Genomic DNA, 20,071 nt, shown 5'->3' on the forward strand with positions numbered 1-20,071 from the left:
TCAGTCCTTCACTACGGTGACGAGGTCGGTGAATTCGCGGTACATCGCTGCGTCGAACGCGCCCGCGACCGGCACGGCCACCGCGGCTGCCGACAACGCCACGGCGTCGGCGAGTATCTGTGGCCAGGACCGTCCTCGCGCGAGTCCCACGGCCAGCGCGGCGGTGAACGCGTCCCCGGCTCCCGTCGGGTTCCCGGTCACCGCGCGTGGCGGCCGGGAACGCCAGACACCGTCGGCCGTCGACAGCACAGCACCGTCCGAACCGAGCGTTGCTGCGACGTTCACGCCCAGTTCAGCGGCAAGATCGGCTGGGTGGCCGGATTCCCGGCCGAGCAGTCCGGCGAGTTCGTCCTGGTTGGGTTTGATCAACGTCGGCCCCGCGGCGATCCCGTGCCGCAGGCAGTCACCTTCCGCGTCCAGGATCACCGGCGCCGGGCAGCGCGTGATCAGCTGGGCGTAGGCATCAGGCGCGACGCCTGGCAGGCGCCCGGAGAGCACCACGACATCCGCGTCCGCCGCGAGCCGGTCGAACTCGCTCAGCAGTGCCGTCCACTCCCCTGCGCTGATCACCGGTCCCGGCTCGTTGAACAGCGTCGCCTCGGCCCCGGCCAGCACCGCCACCGTGCGGCGGCTTTCCGCGGCGATCGGCACGAATCCCGGCAGCAGCGCACGCAACTGCGGCCCGGCGAACCCGGTGGCCACCACCTGCTCACCGAGCTGCGTGAGTACGTCGGCGACGTTGACGCCCTTGCCGCCTGGGCGCGTGTGCACATCCTCGACGCGGTGCGTGCCGCCGGGCCGCAACGCGTCCACTCGATAGGTCACGTCCAGCGCCGCGTTCAACGTGACAGTCAGGATCACGACGACCGCCATGCCGAGATCGCCGCGCCCAGCCGCCCCGCCGAAGCACCCAGCGCGGCCTTCACCACCGGCGGCGGCACACGCCACGACACCCTCGCCGCCAGCTCCGCGCGCACCGGGGCCAGCAGCGTCTCGCCGGCCTCCGCCAGCCCGCCGCCGATCACGATCAACGCCGGGTCCAGCAGCATCGTGTACGTCGTGAGCGCGAACCCCAGGGCGTGCACCGCGTCGGCGAACACCCGCTGCGCGTCGGGATCGTGCCCGGCGCGCGCCACCACTTCCGCCGCTGTCACGCCGGGCTGCCCGTACCTGCGTACCAGCGCCGCCGCGGAGGCGTACGTCTCCAGACAGCCACGCTGCCCGCACGCGCACGGCTCATCACCGACCGGCCCCGTATTAATCGGTACCGGCGCGTGCCCGATCTCCCCTGCCATCCCGTCCGCGCCACGATACGGCGCGCCACCGACAAAAACGGTGCCCGCGATCCCGGTCCCGATCGGCAGGAACAGGAAGTCCGCCACATCCCGGGCCGCCCCGAATTCACGCTCGGCCAGCGCACCGGCCCGCACGTCGTGCACCAGCGTGACCGGCAGGCCGAGCCGTTGGCTCGCGATCCGGCGCAGCGGCAGGTCGCGCCAGCCCAGGTTGGTCGAATACCGCGCGATGCCGCGCTGCTCGTCCACGATGCCCGGCACGGCCAGCCCGACCGCATCCGGTGCGCCCGCGGCGGCGGCCAGATCCGCGGCGAACCGCAGGATGCCCTCGACGGTGTCCGGCTGAGGAAGGGTCGGCCGCTGCTCGACGGCCCTGGCGGTGCCGTCGCGATCAACGACCGCGCCCTTCATCAGCGTCCCGCCGACATCCAACGCCACGGTCGGTCCAGCGGTCATGTCAGGATGACAGACCGCGTGAGATTGCGCGGCGCGTCCGGGTCCAGTCCACGCCGTACGGCCAGTCCGATCGCCAGCCGCTGCGCGCGCACCAGTTCGGCCAGCGGGTCCAGCAACGACACCTCCAGGTGCGCGCCGGTCGCGCGGACCTCGTCGATCAGCCCGTGCGGCGCGTCGCCGAACACCCACACCAGCGACGCCACGTCGGCGATCGCGATCGGCCCGTGCCGGTATTCCATGCCCAGGTAGGACTCCGACCAGGCCTGCGCGGCCTCGCGGACCTTCAGCGCCGCCTCGTTGGCCAGCCCTGCCGTCCAGCCCGCGCCGAGGAACGTGTACTGGCGGAACCCGTTCCAGTCGTTCGGCAGCGGCACGCTCAGCGCACGCTCGGCGTGCTCGGGCAGTGCCGAGACGTCCTCGCCGAGGTGTGCTCGAAGCAACACCAGCGATGTCGTCGGAAACCGGGTTTGCACAACCGACTGCTCATCGGCGAAGTCCAGCGTGATCACGTCGTCGGTCAGATCCCGCACGGGACCGGCGCCCACTCCGGTGATCGCGGTCGTCTTCGACCGGGAGCCGACGTCGGTCAGGGCCCGCAGGATCTCTGTCGTGGTGCCCGACCTCGATATCGCGATCACCCGGTCGTAGCGGCGGCCCGACGGGAACTCCGAGGCCGCCCAGGCGTCCGTTTCCCCCTGTCCAGCCCGTTCCCGCAACGCCGCGTAGGCCTGCGCGGCGAACCAGGACGTGCCGCACCCGATGACCGCCACGCGCTCACCCGGCGCCGGCAGTCCGGCGGGCCGGTCGGCGGCGAGCTCGATGGCCGTGCGCCAGCAGCCGGGCTGGCTGGCGATCTCCTGCGACGCGTGACTCATACGACTCCGATAACCTGTGCTGCGTGATTATGAGCAATTCTGCTTCATAGTAGGTCAGACAGTGCAGTTTCACGCAAGGCTGGGCGTGGTTGTTGGCGTTCGGCGCTGTTTACTGTGACGATCTGCACCGATCGAGTGCCTGCACCGGGCTGGAGGAACATTCATGGCGTCGCACGAGCGATGGAACGCCTTGCTGGAGATCATCGCGCGTGACGGGCGGCTGGAGGTCGAATCGGCGGCGGGCGAGCTGGACGTGTCCACCGCGACCATCCGCCGCGACCTCGACCGCCTGGCCCAGCAGCAGATGGTCACCCGCACCCGCGGCGGCGCCACCGCCAACAACGTCTCCTACGACCTGCCGCTGCGCTACAAGACCGCCCGGCACGCCACGGAGAAGGAACGCATCGCCCGCGCTGCCGCCGCGCTGATCAGGCCCGGCGCCGTGGTCGGCCTCAACGGCGGGACCACCACCACCGAAGTCGCCCGCGCGCTCGCCACACGCGCAGACCTGCACGCGGGCGGCCCCGAAGCGGCACTCACAGTCGTGACCAACGCACTGAACATCGCCAACGAACTGACCGTGCGCCAGCATGTCAAGATCGTGGTCACCGGCGGGGTCGTGCGCCCCCAGTCCTATGAACTGACCGGTCCGCTGGGCACCCTCGTGCTCGAACAGCTCACGCTGGACCACCTGTTCCTCGGCGTCGACGCGGTCAGCGCCGCCGCCGGGGCCACCGCGTACAACGAAGGCGAAGCCAGCATCAACCAGCTGATGGTCGCCCGCGGCCGGCAGGTGATCGTGGTCGCCGACTCCTCCAAACTCGGCCGGCACGCCTTCGCCCGCATCTGCGAGATCCGCCAGGTCGACGTGCTCATCACCGACTCCGGCGCCGAGCAGGCCGTGGTCGCGGAGTTCACCGACGCGGGCGTGCAGGTCATCCGGGCCTGAGCCGACAATCAGGCCGTGACCCGTGCGAGAGTGATCCGTGTGCTGATCGCCCTCGCCGCGGCCATCGTGCTGCTGTTCGGCGCGATCTGGCTGTTCCAGCGCAAACTCATCTACCTGCCCGACACCTCACCCGTGCCGCCCGCGGGCGAGATCCTGCCCGGCGCCACCGACATCGTCCTGCGTACCAGCGACGGCCTCGACCTGGGCGCGTGGCTGGTGCCGCCCAGCGGGCCCGGCTCGTACGCGGTGGTCCTCGTGGCCAACGGCAACGCCGGCAACCGAGCCTCCCGCGCACCCCTGGCCGCGGCACTGTCGCGAGCAGGACTGGCCGTGCTGCTGTTCGACTACCGCGGCTACGGCGGCAACTCCGGCAGCCCCAGCGAGGACGGCCTCGAACAGGACGCTCGCGCGGCACACCGCTACCTGACCGAGGATCTGCAGGTCCCGGCGTCACAGCTGATCTACTACGGCGAAAGCCTCGGCTCCGCGGTCGTCACCGAACTCGCCGTGGAGCACCCGCCCGCTGGCATGGTGCTCAGGTCACCATTCACCGATCTTGCCACCACCGGCCAGGAGCACTATCCCTTCCTGCCCGTACGCCTGATGCTCCGGGACACCTTCCCGGTCGCCGAGAACATCACCCGGGTCAAGGCACCCATCACCGTCGTGCTCGGCACCGCCGACAGCATCGTGCCGCCCGGGCAGAGCAGAGACGTCGCCAAAGCCGGATCGGCCAGGCTCGTGGAAATCCCGGGCGCCGACCACAACGACCGGATCCTGCTCGACGGACCCCAGCTGATCGACGCGGTCACCGCCCTGCTGCCGTCCTGACCCGCCCCTCAAGATCCCGGGAAATCCTCCCGGCTTGATCAGTACGGAGTCCCTGGCCAGCGGGAACACTGTTTCTGCACCCTGGACGCACAGTCCAAGGGAGGAACACTGTGACACGGAACAAGATCGGCACCGCAGCGGTCGCGGGAGCACTGGCCATCGCAGGTCTGCTGGGCACGGGAGGCACCGCACTGGCCGCCGGAGACCCGATCGGGCCGTTCAAGCAGTTGTCGGAATGCCTCAGCGCCGGCAACCACGGCATCGACGAAGGCTGGTGGACCGACTACGACTGTGAGGGCGAGCCGCCCGCGGTCTACCTCTACCCGGTCCACTGAGCATCGAACGAGCCGGCCGCCCGGGCATACCGGGCGGCCAGCGCCCGCACCCGCTCCGCCAGTTCCGGCGGGCCGAGCACCTCGAAATCCACGTCCAGCAGGCCGATGTGGTGCGCCAGCATCACGGGCGAATCCGACCCCACCAGCACCACACAACTGTCCTCATCAGAGGACTCCACACTGGCCACCGACGGCAACCGGCCTTCCAGCGAAGCCAACGGCGCCAGCAGCCGCACCCGGCCCGTATAGCGCCAGGTCGCCATCGTCGCGCCTCGCGTGACGTAGTCCGCGACCTCCGGGGCCTCGCGCGGCCGGAACCGCGGCCCGGTCGGTGTGCGCGGCGAGACCCGGTCCACCCGGAATGTCCGCCAGTCCGCGCGGTCGACGTCCCACGCGACCAGGTACCAGCGGCGGCCCGAGTTCACCAGCCGGTGCGGCTCCGCCACCCGCAGCGACGCCGTCCCGGAGTGATCGCGGTAGTCGAACCGCAGCCGCTCGTGATCCCGGCACGCCGCGGCGATCGTGGCCAGCACATCGGCGTCCACACGAGGGCCTGACGGCGGGACCGTCACGGTGTAGGTCTGTACCGCGTTGACCCGGCGCCGCAACCGCGAGGGCAGCATCTGCTCCACCTTCGCCAGCGCACGCACCGACGTCTCCTCGATCCCGTCGACCATTCCGCTGGCCGCCGTGCGCAACCCCACCGCCACCGCGACGGCTTCGTCGTCGTCCAGCAGCAATGGCGGCATCGACGCACCCACACCCAGCCGGTAGCCGCCCTGCACACCCGGTGTGGCCTCCACCGGATAACCCAGGCCCCGCAGCCGGTCCATGTCGTTGCGGATCGTGCGCGTCGTGACCTCCAGACGGCCGGCCAGTTCCGGGCCCGTCCAGTCACGACGGGACTGCAGCAAGGACAGCAACCTCAGCAACCGAGCCGATGTCGTCATGACAAGAATCCTCCCACCGATTGCGGAACGATCCTTTCCGCAATCGGCTCTAGCGTTGGTGCCATGACGATCACCGAGTTCCGCGCCGAGATCCCGCAGTCCGAACTGGACGACCTGGCACTGCGCCTGAGCATGACCCGCTGGCCGAACGAGCTGCCCGGCACCGGCTGGACCCGCGGCGTCCCGCTGGACTACCTCAAGGAGCTCGCCGACTACTGGCGCACCGAATTCGACTGGCGCGCCCAGGAAGCCAGGCTCAACGAGTTCCCGCAGTACATCACCGAGATCGACGGCCAGCGCATCCACTTCCTGCACGTACGCTCGGCCAGCCAGAACGCCACCCCGCTGCTGGTCCTGCACGGCTGGCCCGGCTCGGTGCTGGACTTCCTGGAGATCATCAAGCCGCTCAGCGCGGACTTCCACCTGGTGATCCCGTCGCTGCCCGGCTTCGGCTTCTCCACCCCGCTCAGCCGCACCGGCTGGGACACCCAGCGCACCTCCGCCGCATTCGCCGAACTCATGCAGCGCCTGGGCTACGAGCGCTACGGCATCCAGGCCCACGACGCGGGCGCCGGCATCGCCGCGAGCATGATGGGAACCTACGGCACACACGTCGTGGGCGTGCACATGAACGGTCCCGGGCCGTTCCCCTTCGCCGGACCCGTGGCCCTGGACGGACTGACCGGCAAAGACCTCGACCGCGCCGAGCGGTTCAACGGGTTCGCCACCCGCGGCCTGGGCTACCTGCACCTGCAGACCACCCGGCCGCAGACCCTCGGCTACTCACTCACCGACTCACCGGCCGGCCAGCTGGCATGGATCGTGGAGAAGTTCCAGGAGTGGACCGACCCCGCCGTGGCCTTGCCCGACGACGCCGTCGGCCGCGACGCCCTGCTCGCGGAGGTCAGCCTCTACTGGTTCACCGGCAGCGGCGCCTCCTCGGCACAGTTCGTCTACGAGGCATTCAACGCCGAGATGGCCTGGAGCGGCGGCGACGGTCCATTCGTGCCTGTCGGGTTCGCGGTGTTCGCCGGTGACTACGGAGTCAAGTCGCTGACCCCAGGCGGCGAGTACGTCGCACACTGGACCGAATACGACCGCGGCGGCCACTTCCCGGCCATGGAGGCCCCCGACCTGCTCGTCGCCGACATCCAGTCGTTTTTCGGCTCCCTCTGACCGGCCACGGCCGGGATCATGATCCCGAAAGGGACCATGAGGGGGAAACGAGTGCACCACCCTGCCTACGACCTGGCCGACCAGGCCTACGACCACTACTTCCCCTACGGAATCCCGCTGGCGAGATTCTGGCCCCACTACCAGGACGTCCGGGGGCGTCGGCGGGACGGCTCCAAGATCGGCGCCCACAGCATCCTGTGGGGCATCCGGCAGCTGTTCTGGGGCAGCCGCGCCGTGGGGGTGTTCACGGTATCGCTCATCACGCTGGAGATCGGCAGCGTGGTGTCGCATCGCCGTGACATCGTCCGCGGCAAGGCCAAGTCGCACGCGGTGGCGTTCGCCGACGCCTGCCGCAACCACTGGACGACAACACCGTGGCTGCTGTGGTCCGACAGCCTGGCCGTACTCGTCACAGTCACCGGCAGGCGACGCCCCAAACTCAACCGGCTGTGGTCCGGCCAGGACGAGGCCTACCCGGCCATCAACATCCACACCGGGGAGCTGACCTGGCCGGACGGCTCATCACTGCAACTGGACCTCACCAACGAGAAGCGCAAGAGGCGCCTCTCGCACCAGCACGACGACCCTGAACCGGAAGGTGAGGATGAGTCCTGACCCGTGTCAGAGCGCGCAGTACAGGTCCACGCCGTTGCCGTCCGGGTCGTGCAGCACCGCGTAGCGCTGACCCCAGAACGCGTCCCACGGCTTCATCTCGCCGTGATGGCCGAGGTCGACCAGTTCCTGGTACAACGTGTCGACCTCGGCTGGGCTGTCCAGCTCGAACGCCAGCGACATGCCGTCGTTGCCGTGCCCGTGGCGCTGGAAGCCTGGCATGAACGACCTGATGGTCGCCTCGGTGTCCCAGGTCAGTTTCATCCCGCCCGCCAGCACAGCCTCAACGTGCGGTTCACCGTCGGCCCCGGCCGGCACATCCAGGCCGAGGCGACGGTAGAACGCCAGCGAGCGGCCCATGTCCTGGACCACGATTCCAACCACATTCAACCGAACTGTCATACCCGCGACGCTAGGACAGGCCCACCAGGACGGTCTTGAACGAATCGGACCTCTATTCCACTGTGACGCTCTTGGCGAGGTTGCGGGGCTTGTCGATGTCGCGGCCCAGCGCGGCGGCCACGTGGTAGGCCAGCATCTGCAACGGGATGGTCAGCAGGATCGGGTCCAGCTCCGGCTCGTTGCGCGGCACCTGGATCACCGCGTCGGCCAGGCCCTCGGGCAAGGACGCGTTGGTCACCGCGATCACCGGGCCACCGCGGGCCTTGATCTGCTCGATCGTGCCGATGTTCTTGGCCAGCAACTCGTCCTGCGGCACGACCACCACCGACGGCATCTGCGCATCGATCAACGCCAGCGGCCCGTGCTTGAGCTCCGCGGCCTGATAGGCCTCGGCGTGCACGTAGGAGATCTCCTTGAGCTTCTGCGCGCCCTCCCGCGCCACCGGCCAGCCACGCACCCGGCCGATGAAGAACATGTGCTGCGCCTGGGCGTACTTGCTCGCGATCGCCGCGACCTCGTCATCGGCCTCCAGGATCGACGCGATCTGGTCCGGCAACGCCTGCAACGCCGTCACCAGCCGCGACCCGTGCGCCGCCGACAGGTCCCGCACCCGGCCCAGCAGCAGCGCCAGCATCGCGAAGGACACCGTCATGTTCGTGAACGCCTTGGTCGAGGCGACCGACACCTCCGGCCCGGCGTGCAGGAACACCCCGCTGCCGCACTCACGGGCCACCGCGCTGCCGACCACGTTCACCGCGCCGATGACGTTGCCGCCCTTACGTTTGAGCTCCTGCACCGCGGCCAGCGTGTCCAGCGTCTCGCCGGACTGGCTGATCGCCACGTACAACGTGTCGGAATCCACCACCGGGTTGCGGTAGCGGAACTCCGAGGCCGGTTCGGCGTCCGCCGGGATCCGCGCCAGCTCCTCCACCAGGTTCGCGCCGATCTGACCCGCGTAATAAGCCGTGCCGCAGCCCAGGAACTTCACCCGCCGCACATCCCGCAGATCCCGCGGGTCCAGCCGCAGCCCGCCCAGGTGCGCGGTGGCGAACCGGGAGTCCAGCCGGCCCCGCAGCGCCCGGCGCACCGCCTCGGGCTGCTCGGCCATCTCCTTGCGCATGAAGTCGGTGAACTCACCCAGCTGGTAGTCCTCGTCGGCCAGCTCCACGGTCTCCTCACGGCCCGTGGTCTGGAAGTCCCCGGCCCGGACCGTCGCGATCTCGCCGTCCTCCAGGTACACCACCCGCTGCGTGTGACGCACCAGCGCCGCGACGTCCGAGGCGATGAACATCTCGCCCTCGCCGACGCCCAGGACGATCGGGCTGCCGTTACGCGCGACCACCAGCTCGGTCGGACGGCGCGCGTCCAGCACGACCAGCCCGTAGGTGCCCTCCACCCCGCGCAGCGCCGCCCGCACGGCCTCCTCGAGCGTCTCGTGCGACTCCGCGGCCGCCGCGATCAGATGCGAGAGCGCCTCGGTGTCGGTCTCCGAGACCAGCGTGACCCCCGAGGCCTGCAGCTTCGCGCGCAGCTCGTCGGAGTTCTCCACGATCCCGTTGTGCACCACCGCGAACCGGCCCGAGGTGTCGGTATGCGGGTGGGCGTTGACGTCGGTGACCTCACCGTGCGTGGCCCACCGGGTGTGCGCGATACCCACCACGCCCGGCGCCTTGCCGACCTGCTCGCGCAGCTCACGCACCCGTACCGCGGCCTTGTGCACCTTCAGCCGGCCCCGGTGCACCAACGCCACCCCAGCCGAGTCGTACCCGCGGTACTCCAGCCGATGCAGTCCCTCCAGCAACACCGGAACAGCGTCCCGATGACCCACATAGCCGACGATCCCGCACATAGAACTCTCCCCTTTCAGCCGTACACGATCCGCCGCAGCTGACGCTCCGACAGCTGCGGCGCCATCACCCGCCGCTGCGCCAGCTCGGCCGCGATCACCGGCCAGATACTGGCGTTGCCCATGTGCCTGCGTCGCAGCTCGGCATGCCGCCGCCGGACGAACTGCTCAGCCGTCTCGCCGAAGTACGCGATCACATCGGCCACCAGCCTCGCCGCTGTCTCCGGGGCCAGCCCGGTCGACGCCACCACGTGCAGGACAAGCTCGCTGTGCGCCATGGCGCTTGAGCCTGACACCCCAACCACCCCGAACTCAACTTCTGTGCCCGGAATCGGGCACAGAAGCGACGTTACTCACGACCGAGTGAACTTCACCCGCTGTGCTGGCCCCCGGTCACTGTGGGTGCGCACCATCGACGCCATGGACCCCGAGGTCAGCAACCTGTTGTACCGGCACCCCGAGCTCTACGAGGTGGTCTACGACGGCGCCCGGCACGCCGTGGCCAGACTGGCCGAGGCGATCTTCCAGGCCCAGCTCGGCCGGATGCCCGCCAGCCTGCTCGACATCGGCTGCGGCACCGGCCGCGACCTGGAGTACCTCACCCGCCACATCCCGGACGCCACCGGTGTCGACTACCAGCAGCCGATGATCGACTTCGCTCGCCGGCAGCGGCCCGGGATCGACTTCCGCACCGGCGACATGCGCACCCTGCGGCTGGAGCGCACCTTCGAGGCGATCACCAGTTTCGGCTACACCCTGGCCAACGTGCACACCAACCGCGACATCGACAGCGTAATGGCCACCTACGCCGCCCACAGCGCCCCTGGCACCCTGCTCCTGCTGGAACTCATCGACCCCCTACGCACCGGCAAACTGCCCCGCGACTTCCACATCGACATCCCCGACCTGCGCGCCGACGCCATCGCCGAGTACACCTTCCACCCCGCCCAGCAGATCCTGCAGCGCGAACGGATCTGGCGCCGCGCCAAGGGCCCGGTCCGCGACAGCGTGAAGTTCCGGCTGCTCTACCCCAAGGAACTCGAGTACTACCTGGACAACCACGGCTTCGAGATCCTCACCTGCCACGACCTGGCCGAAAAGCACAACGCCGCCAGCGCGTTCGTCGTCGCCCGCCACCGTGGAAGATCGTGATCTTCTACCGGGCTGATCCTTTTTGGGGCGGCGTGCAACCCGCCGGGCCGCGGCGGGCGTGACTAGTGCAGGAACGCAACACCAGTACCGAGTTCAAGACACCACACCCAGACCGGGGGATCGATGACCGATCGGGACACCGCGTTCGCGGACTACTTCGCGGCGCGGTCGGATGCCATGCGGCGCACGGCGTATCTGCTGTGCGGCGACTGGCACCGAGCCGAGGACCTTGTCCAGGTGATGTTCACCAAGCTGTACCTGGCCTGGAAACGCATCACCAGACACGAGGCGTTGGACGCCTATGCCCGCCAGACCCTGGTGCGCACCTTCCTGTCCGAACGCCGGCTCGGCTGGTTCCGTAAGGAAAGCGTCACCCACGACCTGGCCGACACCGCCGTCACCGGTGCCGGCCCGGAGGACCGGATGGTGCTGCTCGCGGCCCTGCGGCAGGTGCCGCCGGGACAGCGGGCGGTACTGGTGCTGCGTTACTGGGAGGACATGTCGGTCGAGGAGACCGCCAAAGCCCTCAACTGTTCCACCGGAACGGTCAAGAGCCAGGCCGCGCGGGGGCTGCAGACGCTGCGCGACCTGCTCGCCGTTCACTCCACACCCGCCTTTGATCGAAAGAGGACGTCCCGATGAACGAGCAGGAACTGCGTGACAGTCTGCGAGAGGTGATGGTGGCCAGCAGCCCCCCACCGTCGATGAATCCCAACGCGGCGCTCGACTCGGCCAGGCGTGCCCACAAGCGCCGTCGTGCCACGTTCGCCGGCGCCGCGGCCGGTGTTGCCGTGGTCGCGATGGCCGTGGGTACCGCGTTCGCCCTGAGCCCCGGCGAGACCCCGCTGCCCATCGACCAGGCCGCCCAGCCACCGGCCAACACAGGGGTGGTGGGGACCGGCAAGGATGGCGGCGGCACCGAGACCCAGTTCCCTGACGGCCAGACCGACCGCACCGCCCGCAACGGCCCCCAGGCCGCCAAGGGCGAGGCATTGCTGCAGTCGCTGAAGGCGAAGATGCCCAGCACCCTGACTGTGGACACCAAGGCGACCCACCAGGGCGACCCGAAGCTCCCGGTCACCACCAGCCAGTCCCAGTTCAGGGACTACATCAACGGCGACAAGAACAAGCAGATCTGGGAGTACCAGGCAACGGTCGCGGTCACCAAACAGGGGTCGTCCAACGCGGGAACCGGCCGGGTGATGGTCGAAACGGTCACCCCCGGTGGCTCCGGGCCCACCGACGTGTGCGACCTGGCCAAAAACTTCTGGGGCATCGGCGGCACCTGCGAGACCAGGGTGGTCCAGGGCAAGACGGTCGGCGTGGTCACCCAGTCCAAGGACGCACGCATCGACCAGGCCGTCGCCTACCGCTACGAGGACGGCACCACAGTGGTCGTCGCCCAGTCCAAGCAGCCCAACAACGCCGAGTCGGCTGACGGCCCCATGGCGCAGCCGCCGCTGACTCTCGAGCAGCTGGCTCCGCTGGTGCTCACGCCGGACTTCAAGGTCAGCTGACCATCGCAGCGTCCCGGGAGTACCAGCCGGTGCTCCCGAGACGCCCGGCATCCCGTGTGATCACACCGATGTACCCGTCCGGCCGGACCAGCACCAACGTTCCCGGCTCGACGTCATAGATCCGGAAAGCCTCAGGATCCGTGACCCGCACGGCACCCTCGCACTCGGCGCCGAACGCGAGCACAGTGGCGTGCGGGCCACGGAACACATCGAACAACCTCCGCCCATCACCACACGGACCGTCCGGTGCGCGGTCACCCGCCACCACCGACCCCGGCGACGGCCGGTCGTCCACCGCGAGCGGGCCGTCCTGATAGGTGATCCCGAGCTGACGCTCCTCGTGACCCCGATGCATCGTCCTGCGAGCCAGCAGCCGCTCACTGAGTCCCAGCACATGCGCCGCCACCGGCAGACGTTCCTGCTCATAGCTGTCCAGCAACACCTCCGGCGCGCCGCGCAGCACGGCCGCGAGCTTCCACCCCAGGTTGTAGGCGTCCTGCACACCGGTGTTCATGCCCTGACCACCTGACGGCGGATGCACATGCGCGGCGTCCCCGGCCAGAAACACCCGCCCCACCTGGAACCGGGAGGTCATCCGCACATTCGGGCGCCACACCGTCAGCCACGTCAGGCCGGACAGCCCAAGATCAGTCCGCCCGGTCCGCTCGGCGAAATACGCCGCGAGCTGCTCGATCGTGCTCAGCTCGCGGTCCGGATCGGCGATCGTCAGCTGGAACGAGTCAGTCCCGCCCAACGGGCACAACCCGATCATCGGCTCCCGCCACAGGTGCCAGTGATCCCGATCCAGGCCCTCGACACGCACATCGGCGATCAGCATCCTGATGTCGTCCCGAGTCTCTCCGTCGAACGGCACACCCAGCATCCGCCGGGTCGGTCCTTTCCCACCGTCCGCGCCGACCAGGTACGCCACACGCACCCGCTCGTTCACACCGTCACGGCGCAGCGTCGCGGCCACACCGTCCTCGTCCTGCTCGAACCCGACCAACTCGGTGCCCGTCTCGACCGCGCCGCCGAACTCGGCCAGCCGGTCACGCAGTAACTGGGCGGTCCGCCACTGCGGGATCATCCACGGATTCGGGTACGGCACGTCCGCCGACGGCTCGACATACTCGCTCATCGTGCCCTCCCAGACGACCTCGCCGCCCTGGTAGGCGCGGATCGGCGGGTAGACCGAGCCGTGCGCGTGCACCGCCTCGATCAGGCCGAGATCGTCGAACACCTCCTGGGTGCGCGGCTGCATGCCCCGGCCCCGCGACCCGGCCGGGAACGTCACCTCCTTGTCGATCACCCGGCAGCTCACCCCGCGCCGCGCCAGGTCCACAGCCAGCGTCAGCCCTGTCGGACCCGCCCCGACGACCAGCACATTTGTCATCAAACGCTCCTTAATGTCATTCAATTTAACGTCATTAAGGTAAACTTAATGCTGTTAAAGTGTCAACCCTGAATCCGAGGAGGGCGGCGAGAGTGGCACTGGACCGGGAGACCGTGGTGCGGACCGGACTGCAGGTGCTCGACGACGTCGGCCTGGAGGCGCTGACCCTGCGCAAGATCGCCTCCGAGCTCAACGTCCAGCCCCCGGCGCTGTACTGGCATTTCAAGAACAAGCAGGACCTCATCGACGAGATGGCCACCACCCTGCTGACCGACCACGTCCAGCCGGTGCCCGCCGGCCAGCCCTGGGACGAGTTCGCGGCCACCTACGGCACCGGCTTGCGCCAGATGCTGCTGCGCTACCGCGACGGCGCGAAGATGTTCGCCGGCACGTTCCTCACCGACACCAGCGTCTACCAGCAGCAGGAAGCGTCACTGCGACTGATGGTGAACGCCGGGTTCACCCTCGAGGACGCCGGCCAGGTGTTCTGGACGATCCACAGCTACACGATCGGGTTCGTCATCGAGGAACAGGCCGTGTACCACTACCCCGGGCAGCGCGACGAACGCTACGACATCGACCGGCGAACCGAACGCATGGTCGGCGAACACGTCCCCCTGGCCGCCGCGGCCGGGAAAAGTCTGTTCGACGGCTTCGACGCCCGCTACACCCGCGGCCTGCAGGCCATCATCACCGGCGTGGCCACCTGGCGCACCTGAGGTATCACAGCCCGCCGTCCCGGCTCTGTTCAATGCGGAGGCGTTCAGCGCGGATGCCGAAGGGAGCGGGCGATGTCAGACGGTGCGGTGCACAAACTGGTCGTGGCGATCTCGCTGGTGTCCGGACGGCTGACCGTCGGCCTGGACACCGCAGGTCTCGATCGCGCCGAGTTCTACCTCGACGGCCACCGGGTGGATTGCCTTGCCCTGCACGGCGAACCGATGACGACCACGGTGACCGGCGTCCACCCCGGACAGGACTTCCGGGTGGTGGCGTTCGCGGGTGGCCGGCCGGCCGCGGCCCACCGGCTCACCACCTGAATCACGTGAACGACGGCACCAGCGCGAGGGCGAACAAGCCGTAGAACGCAGCGGCGGTCGACAGCCGCCGCACGCTCAACCTGCCCGAGCGCAACGTGATCAGCAGATACAGCACCGCGAGCAGCGTCACCCCGCCGGCGATCAGCAACATGCCGTCCAGCCGCCACGGCGTGAACAGCAGGCCGAACCCGCTGGGCACGGTCGCCTGCACCATCATCGAGCCGGACACGTTGGCCAGCGCCAGTTTCGTCTTGCCCTGCCGCACCCAGATCACCGCGTTCATGATCTCCGGCAGCTCGGTGGCGATCGGCGCGAGCAGCAACGCCGTCAACGCCGCCGGCAACCCCAGCATCGGCCCGACGGTGTCCAGCTGCACCACGAACAACCGGGACGCCGCGAAGATCACCGCCAGCGCGCCCAGCGTCTGCGCCACCACCGCCCACGTCGCGGGCTCGGCGCGGTTGCGCTGCAGCTTCAACGGTTCGAGCTGCTCCTGCGGCCCATGGTCCTGCTGGCGCATCTCCCGGATGCAATACGCCGCATACACCGCGAAGAACAGCAGGCCCAGCCACGGTTTGATCGCGAACGCCACCAGCCCGAGCCCGACCTTCACCACGAACACCGCCATGAACCACGACTGGTCCTTGGCGAGCTTGTCCAGATCACCCCAGTCCTCGCTGCCGCCCCGGCGGCGGCTGGCCAGCAGGCTCCAGCCGATCACGCCGTACGCCACGGTCGCCAGCGCCAACGGGCCACCCATCGCGGCACCCACACCGATATCTCGCTGCTCAGGCGTCTGGCCGAACACCACGGCCACGAAGGTCACGACACTCTCGGGCAGCGCGGTGCCCACCGCGGCCAGCACGGTTCCCACAGCCACGGTCCCGACGTTGAGCCGCCGGCCGAGCCATTCCACCGCGTTGACGAACCACTCGCACGACAGATAGATCGCGACCGCGCAGACGATCAGCAGAACGAAATGAATCACGCCGTTTCCTCCCGCACCGCGGGACGAAACTCTCCGGTGCACGCCGCAGACCTCGACCCATGGCGCGCCAGTTGGTGCACGCCGAACAGGTCGAAGGTCTCGCCCGCCCCGCACTACCGTGCGAGGCCGCCGGGCCGGGCGCGAGGCGCCAGCATGTCGACCCGGGCGTTGGGGGCTACTCCCCTTCGTTCGGTGACAACCCTGCCGTAGGCCCCGCTAATTGTCAATCAATTGCGCAAGTGTCAGACTGTGGCGGAGGCCTCGTTCGGGAAGAATCCATCGCGCCATGAGTCAACCGACGCCACCCGACGAGCCGACCCGGCCGCAACTGCAGTCCGCGGCCGCCACGTTCGCGCTGCTCTCAGCCCCGACACGGCTGCACGTCGTGTGGCTGCTGGCCCGCCACGAATACGACGTCGGCACGCTCGCGGACCGCATCGGTACCACCGTGGCCGCGGTCAGTCAGCACTTGGCCAAGCTCCGCCTCGCCGGCCTGGTAGCCGCCCGCCGCGACGGCCGTCGGCAGATCTACGCCGTGGAAGACCCCCACGTGCTCACCCTGGTCGAGCAGATCTTCGAGCACATCGCCCCCGACGGCACCCTCGCGCCCGACCCACCCACCCCCCGCCATCCCAACCGCCCCATGCACGACCAGGTCAAGGACTGAAAACATCCCGCTGGAAAAAAGTTCCGCGCGGGATGTCGAGAACCCAGGCCCGGCTGCGTCCCCGCGGTGAACACGGCCAGAATGGGCCGTATCGCACCAAGGAGACCACAATGGCCAAGTACCTGCTGCTCAAGCACTACCGCGGCGCACCGGCGGCGGTCAACGACGTGCCCATGGACCGGTGGACGCCCGACGAGGTCTCCGCCCACGTGCAGTACATGCAGGACTTCGCCACCCGCCTGGAGGGCACCGGCGAGTACGTCGACGGTCAGGCGCTCTCCCCGGAAGGCACGTTCGTCCGCTACGACGGCGAGGGTCGCCCGCCGGTCACCGACGGCCCGTTCGCCGAGACCAAGGACCTGATCGCCGGCTGGATGGTGATCGACGTCGAGACCTACGACCGGGCGCTCGAGCTGGCGGGCGAACTGTCCGCGGCTCCCGGCGCGGGCGGCAAGCCCATCCACGAGTGGCTCGAGCTGCGCCCGTTCTACGGCGTGCCCCCGACCATCACGGAGTGACACGCACGTGGATGAGCCCCTGCTGCGGGCCCTCACCCCCACGGTGATCAGCGTCCTCGTCCGTCGCGGAGCAGACTTCGCGGCGGCCGAGGACGCCGTGCAGGACGCCCTGGTCGAAGCCGTGCGCGGATGGCCGGACGACCCGCCCCGGGACTCCAAGGGCTGGCTGATCACCGTGGCCTGGCGCAAATTCCTCGACGCCACCCGCGCGGACAACTCCCGGCGGCACCGCGAGGTACGCGTCGAGGACGAACCCACGCCCGGCCCAGCCGAGATGGTCGACGACACACTCCAGCTGTACTTCCTGTGCGCGCACCCATCCCTGACACCCGCCTCGGCCGTCGCGCTCACCCTGCGCGCGGTCGGCGGCCTGACCACCCGGCAGATCGCGCAGGCCTACCTCGTCCCGGAAGCCACCATGGCCCAGCGCATCAGCCGGGCCAAACGCACCGTCTCCGGCGTCCGGTTCAACCAGCCCGGCGACGTGGCCACCGTGCTGCGCGTGCTCTACCTGGTCTTCAACGAGGGCTACTCCGGCGACGTCGACCTCGCCGCCGAGGCCATCCGCCTCACCCGCCAACTGGCCGCGAGAATCAACCACGAGGAAGTCGCCGGCCTGCTCGCGCTCATGCTGCTGCACCACGCACGCCGCCCCGCCCGCACCACCCCCGACGGCAGGCTCGTGCCCCTCGCCGAGCAGGACCGCAGCCTGTGGAACACCCACCTGATCGCCGAGGGAGTCGACGTACTCCAGAACGCCCTCGCCCGTGACCGCCTCGGCGAATTCCAAGCCCAGGCAGCAATCGCCGCCCTGCATGCCGACGCCCCGACCACCACCGAGACCGACTGGCCGCAGATCGTCGAGTGGTACGACGAACTGGTACGCCTCACCAACAGCCCTGTAGCCCGTCTCAACCGAGCCGTCGCGGTAGGCGAAGCCACCGGTCCTCAAGCCGGCCTGGCCGCCCTCGCGGAACTCGATCCCACCTTGCCCCGCCACACCGCCGTCGCGGCATACCTGCACGAGCGCGACGGCGACCCAGCCACCGCGGCCCGCCTCTACGCCGAAGCCGCCCAATCAGCCCCCAACCTCCCCGAACGCGAGCACCTCACTCGGCAGGCCGCCCGCCTCAACGCCCAGCTACGCGGGTGATCTGCCAGAGGCGAGGCTCTTGCCCAGGTCGCGGCGAGGCAGCGGGCTGGAGTACACGACGCTTGTGGTGACAGGGCCGAGACCACTGATCCGGCCGGCCGTCTCCTCCAGGTGACGCATCGAGCGGGCCAGGACCTTGAGGACAAAACAGTCCTCGCCGGTGACGTGGTGCGCCTCGATGATCTCCGGTGTGGTGGCCAGGAACTCGTGGAACGGCTTGTAGTTGCCCGACGGGTAGCGCAGCCGGATCAGCGCCATGATCACGAACCCGAGTTGCTCGGCGTCGACGACCGCGGTGTAGCCACGGATGATCCCGGCCTGTTCGAGGCGGCGTACGCGTTCGGTCACCGCGCTCGGAGACATCGACACCGCGCGGGCGAGGTCGGCGTAGCTGGCCCGGCCGTCGCGCTGGAGTTCCTCCAGGATGCGCCAATCAGTGCTGTCCGGGAATTCATCGGCCATGGGGCATGACTAGCAGGGATTCCACGGCAATACAAGCCCGACGCCGTTGATCGCCACTTCCTGTCATGATCGCTGGTCACTACCGTTTCCGGCATGACCAACGCAGTCGGATTCTTCACCGCGCGCCTGGAGTTCCAGACCGACGTCACCGACGTTCACCAGGGCATGGACGCCATCGTGCTGATCGACTCCCGCGGCGACGCGGGCTGGAACCAAGGCCACATCCCCGGCGCCGTGCACATGCCCACCGCCGAGATCCGCACCGTGGCGCCGCGCATGATCGACCCGGGCGCGCAGGTGGTCACCTACTGCTGGGGTCCTGGCTGCAACGGCGCCACCAGGGCGGCGCTCGAATTCGCGAAACTCGGCTACCAGGTCAAGGAAATGCTCGGCGGCATCGAGTACTGGATCCGCGAAGGCTTCCCGTTGCAGACCCTCGACGGCATTGTGCGCCAGGCCGCCGACCCGCTCACCGCGCCCGTCAACGCGATCACGTGCGACTGCTGAGCGCCCGGTTCGCGGTCCGGTCGATGCCGTCGACCAGGGCAGGCCACACCGCACGCGGTATGTCGTGGCCCATCCCGGGCACCAGCACGAGCTCCGCGTCCGGGATGGCACGAGCGGTCGCGCGGCCGCCGGAGACGTGTACCAGCCGGTCACGCTTGCCGTGCATCACCAGCGCGGGAATCCGCAGCTTGCGCAGCTGTGGCCGGCGGTCGCCCGCCGACGTGATCGCCACCAGTTGACGCAACGTCCCGGCCCGGTTGATGCCGCGCTCATAGGTCCGGATCGCGCGGGTACGCATCCTGTCCTCGTCGAACGGGAACCCGCGCGACCCGATCTGCTTGAACGTCGCCAGCACCGCGTCGATGTACGCCTCGCGCCCGGCTGGTGCCTTGCCCAGCAGGAACGGCAGCACACGCGGGTTGGGCCAGCCGACCAGCCTGCCGCCGGTCGTGGACATCACCGACACCAGCGACAGCACCCGCTGCGGATGCCGGATCGCCAGCGTCTGCGCGATCATCCCGCCCAGCGACACCCCGGTGACGTGTGCCGCCTCGATCCCGAGATGCTCGAGCAGCGCGGCGGCGTCATCGGCCATGTCGGCCAGCGTGTACGGCGGTGGCTGCCGCAGGAACGACCCGACCAGCGACACGCGGCCACGCATCGACTGCGACCGGCCACAGTCCCGGTTGTCGAACCGGATCACCCGGAAACCCCGCCCGGCCAACAGCTCGCACAGCTCGTCATCCCACCAGATCATCGGCCCGCCCAGGCCCATGACCAGCAACAACGGCCGGCCTTCCGGGTCGCCGATCGTCTCGTAACAGATCCTGACGCCGTTGACCTCGGCCGTCTGCTCGCTCATCCCCCGATTCTCTGTCAAAACCTCCGCGACACCAGCCCCGCCCCCGACATCAAGAACACGTTTCATGCGTCTGGTCTCGTCAGCG

General features: G+C 69.1%; 25 protein-coding genes. 14 read left to right on the top strand and 11 right to left on the bottom strand.

Features of this window, described 5'->3' with window-relative positions:
* Genes JOF56_RS39100 through JOF56_RS39110 form a run of 3 tightly spaced genes read right to left on the bottom strand, consistent with a single transcriptional unit; the run spans position 1 to position 2,626 of the window.
* A complete protein-coding gene (locus JOF56_RS39100) occupies positions 1-873 on the bottom strand; it encodes a 1-phosphofructokinase family hexose kinase (RefSeq protein WP_245378557.1) in 873 nt (290 codons plus the stop codon).
* Positions 858-1,751: an ROK family protein gene (locus tag JOF56_RS39105; RefSeq protein WP_209644446.1), complete on the bottom strand. Its 894-nt coding sequence runs from the start codon at positions 1,749-1,751 to the stop codon at positions 858-860. The genes JOF56_RS39100 and JOF56_RS39105 overlap by 16 nt, the downstream gene beginning before the upstream one ends.
* Positions 1,748-2,626: an SIS domain-containing protein gene (locus tag JOF56_RS39110; protein WP_209644447.1), complete on the bottom strand. Its 879-nt coding sequence runs from the start codon at positions 2,624-2,626 to the stop codon at positions 1,748-1,750. The genes JOF56_RS39105 and JOF56_RS39110 overlap by 4 nt, the downstream gene beginning before the upstream one ends.
* Positions 2,627-2,789: 163 nt before the next feature.
* Between JOF56_RS39110 and JOF56_RS39115 the strand changes: the two genes are divergently transcribed.
* The 3 genes from JOF56_RS39115 (at position 2,790) to JOF56_RS39125 (ending at position 4,741) form a co-directional block, all read left to right on the top strand.
* Positions 2,790-3,575 carry a DeoR/GlpR family DNA-binding transcription regulator gene (locus JOF56_RS39115; RefSeq protein WP_209644448.1) on the top strand — a complete coding sequence of 262 codons (786 nt, stop codon included), beginning with the start codon at positions 2,790-2,792 and terminating at the stop codon, positions 3,573-3,575.
* 15 nt (positions 3,576-3,590) lie between these two features.
* On the top strand, positions 3,591-4,406 hold the full coding sequence (locus tag JOF56_RS39120) for an alpha/beta hydrolase (protein WP_307855459.1): 816 nt from the start codon (positions 3,591-3,593) through the stop codon (positions 4,404-4,406).
* A gap of 110 nt (positions 4,407-4,516) precedes the next feature.
* Entirely contained in the window at positions 4,517-4,741 is a 225-nt protein-coding gene (locus JOF56_RS39125) for a hypothetical protein (RefSeq protein ID WP_209644449.1), read from the top strand.
* Here the strand turns inward: JOF56_RS39125 and JOF56_RS39130 are convergent.
* Positions 4,726-5,691 (bottom strand): helix-turn-helix transcriptional regulator, encoded by a 966-nt coding sequence (locus JOF56_RS39130; protein WP_209644450.1) that lies wholly within the window; start codon positions 5,689-5,691, stop codon positions 4,726-4,728. The genes JOF56_RS39125 and JOF56_RS39130 overlap by 16 nt on opposite strands.
* A 63-nt stretch (positions 5,692-5,754) precedes the next feature.
* On the opposite strand from JOF56_RS39130, the gene JOF56_RS39135 reads away from it, so the two are divergent.
* Together JOF56_RS39135 and JOF56_RS39140 are read left to right on the top strand one after the other, a co-directional pair.
* Positions 5,755-6,867 carry an epoxide hydrolase family protein gene (locus JOF56_RS39135; RefSeq protein ID WP_209644451.1) on the top strand — a complete coding sequence of 371 codons (1,113 nt, stop codon included), beginning with the start codon at positions 5,755-5,757 and terminating at the stop codon, positions 6,865-6,867.
* A 36-nt stretch (positions 6,868-6,903) separates the two neighbouring features.
* Entirely contained in the window at positions 6,904-7,482 is a 579-nt protein-coding gene (locus tag JOF56_RS39140) for a hypothetical protein (RefSeq protein ID WP_209644452.1), read from the top strand.
* 6 nt (positions 7,483-7,488) lie between these two features.
* Here the strand turns inward: JOF56_RS39140 and JOF56_RS39145 are convergent, their stop codons facing one another.
* The 3 genes from JOF56_RS39145 to JOF56_RS39155 are packed head-to-tail and all read right to left on the bottom strand — an operon-like array spanning position 7,489 to position 10,005.
* On the bottom strand, positions 7,489-7,881 hold the full coding sequence (locus JOF56_RS39145) for a VOC family protein (protein ID WP_209644453.1): 393 nt from the start codon (positions 7,879-7,881) through the stop codon (positions 7,489-7,491).
* Positions 7,882-7,933: 52 nt separating this feature from the next.
* Positions 7,934-9,730, bottom strand: a complete 1,797-nt coding sequence (glmS, locus tag JOF56_RS39150) for a glutamine--fructose-6-phosphate transaminase (isomerizing) (protein WP_209644454.1) — start codon at positions 9,728-9,730, stop codon at positions 7,934-7,936.
* Between the two features lie 14 nt (positions 9,731-9,744).
* Complete coding sequence (locus JOF56_RS39155) at positions 9,745-10,005, bottom strand: hypothetical protein (protein WP_209644455.1); 261 nt, start codon at positions 10,003-10,005, stop codon at positions 9,745-9,747.
* A gap of 142 nt (positions 10,006-10,147) precedes the next feature.
* Here JOF56_RS39155 and JOF56_RS39160 point away from each other — a divergent pair, with 142 nt between their 5' ends.
* From JOF56_RS39160 to JOF56_RS39170, 3 genes are all read left to right on the top strand, one after another.
* Positions 10,148-10,879, top strand: a complete 732-nt coding sequence (locus JOF56_RS39160; RefSeq protein WP_209644456.1) for a class I SAM-dependent methyltransferase — start codon at positions 10,148-10,150, stop codon at positions 10,877-10,879.
* Between the two features lie 123 nt (positions 10,880-11,002).
* A complete protein-coding gene (locus JOF56_RS39165; RefSeq protein WP_209644457.1) occupies positions 11,003-11,521 on the top strand; it encodes a SigE family RNA polymerase sigma factor in 519 nt (172 codons plus the stop codon).
* The gene (locus tag JOF56_RS39170; protein ID WP_209644458.1) at positions 11,518-12,396 is read left to right on the top strand and encodes a hypothetical protein; all 879 of its coding nucleotides are present in this window, start codon (positions 11,518-11,520) and stop codon (positions 12,394-12,396) included. Before JOF56_RS39165 ends, JOF56_RS39170 begins: the two co-directional genes overlap by 4 nt.
* On the opposite strand, the gene JOF56_RS39175 is transcribed toward JOF56_RS39170, so the two are convergent.
* Entirely contained in the window at positions 12,389-13,789 is a 1,401-nt protein-coding gene (locus JOF56_RS39175; protein WP_209644459.1) for an FAD-dependent monooxygenase, read from the bottom strand. The genes JOF56_RS39170 and JOF56_RS39175 overlap by 8 nt on opposite strands.
* 92 nt (positions 13,790-13,881) lie before the next feature.
* Here JOF56_RS39175 and JOF56_RS39180 point away from each other — a divergent pair, with 92 nt between their 5' ends.
* Both JOF56_RS39180 and JOF56_RS39185 read left to right on the top strand, forming a co-directional pair.
* Positions 13,882-14,508, top strand: coding sequence for a TetR/AcrR family transcriptional regulator C-terminal domain-containing protein (locus JOF56_RS39180; RefSeq protein WP_209644460.1), 627 nt, complete (start codon positions 13,882-13,884; stop codon positions 14,506-14,508).
* Between the two features lie 72 nt (positions 14,509-14,580).
* A complete protein-coding gene (locus tag JOF56_RS39185) occupies positions 14,581-14,829 on the top strand; it encodes a hypothetical protein (RefSeq protein WP_209644461.1) in 249 nt (82 codons plus the stop codon).
* A 1-nt stretch (position 14,830) separates the two neighbouring features.
* Here JOF56_RS39185 and JOF56_RS39190 read toward each other — a convergent pair whose 3' ends face one another.
* A complete protein-coding gene (locus JOF56_RS39190; RefSeq protein WP_209644462.1) occupies positions 14,831-15,817 on the bottom strand; it encodes a sodium:calcium antiporter in 987 nt (328 codons plus the stop codon).
* A gap of 286 nt (positions 15,818-16,103) precedes the next feature.
* On the opposite strand from JOF56_RS39190, the gene JOF56_RS39195 reads away from it, so the two are divergent.
* The 3 genes from JOF56_RS39195 (at position 16,104) to JOF56_RS39205 (ending at position 18,155) form a co-directional block, all read left to right on the top strand.
* Entirely contained in the window at positions 16,104-16,484 is a 381-nt protein-coding gene (locus tag JOF56_RS39195) for an ArsR/SmtB family transcription factor (protein ID WP_209644463.1), read from the top strand.
* Positions 16,485-16,594: 110 nt separating this feature from the next.
* Complete coding sequence (locus JOF56_RS39200) at positions 16,595-17,002, top strand: YciI family protein (protein WP_209648740.1); 408 nt, start codon at positions 16,595-16,597, stop codon at positions 17,000-17,002.
* A 7-nt stretch (positions 17,003-17,009) separates the two neighbouring features.
* Complete coding sequence (locus JOF56_RS39205) at positions 17,010-18,155, top strand: RNA polymerase sigma factor (RefSeq protein ID WP_209644464.1); 1,146 nt, start codon at positions 17,010-17,012, stop codon at positions 18,153-18,155.
* On the opposite strand, the gene JOF56_RS39210 is transcribed toward JOF56_RS39205, so the two are convergent.
* Positions 18,144-18,617, bottom strand: a complete 474-nt coding sequence (locus JOF56_RS39210) for an Lrp/AsnC family transcriptional regulator (protein WP_209644465.1) — start codon at positions 18,615-18,617, stop codon at positions 18,144-18,146. The genes JOF56_RS39205 and JOF56_RS39210 overlap by 12 nt on opposite strands.
* Before the next feature lie 93 nt (positions 18,618-18,710).
* Between JOF56_RS39210 and JOF56_RS39215 the strand changes: the two genes are divergently transcribed.
* On the top strand, positions 18,711-19,124 hold the full coding sequence (locus JOF56_RS39215; protein ID WP_209644466.1) for a rhodanese-like domain-containing protein: 414 nt from the start codon (positions 18,711-18,713) through the stop codon (positions 19,122-19,124).
* On the opposite strand, the gene JOF56_RS39220 is transcribed toward JOF56_RS39215, so the two are convergent.
* A complete protein-coding gene (locus JOF56_RS39220) occupies positions 19,108-19,986 on the bottom strand; it encodes an alpha/beta fold hydrolase (RefSeq protein ID WP_209644467.1) in 879 nt (292 codons plus the stop codon). The two genes, JOF56_RS39215 and JOF56_RS39220, sit on opposite strands and share 17 nt — an antisense overlap.
* Positions 19,987-20,071: the final 85 nt, after the last annotated feature.

Source organism: Kibdelosporangium banguiense (assembly GCF_017876405.1).
Lineage (GTDB): Bacteria > Actinomycetota > Actinomycetes > Mycobacteriales > Pseudonocardiaceae > Kibdelosporangium > Kibdelosporangium banguiense.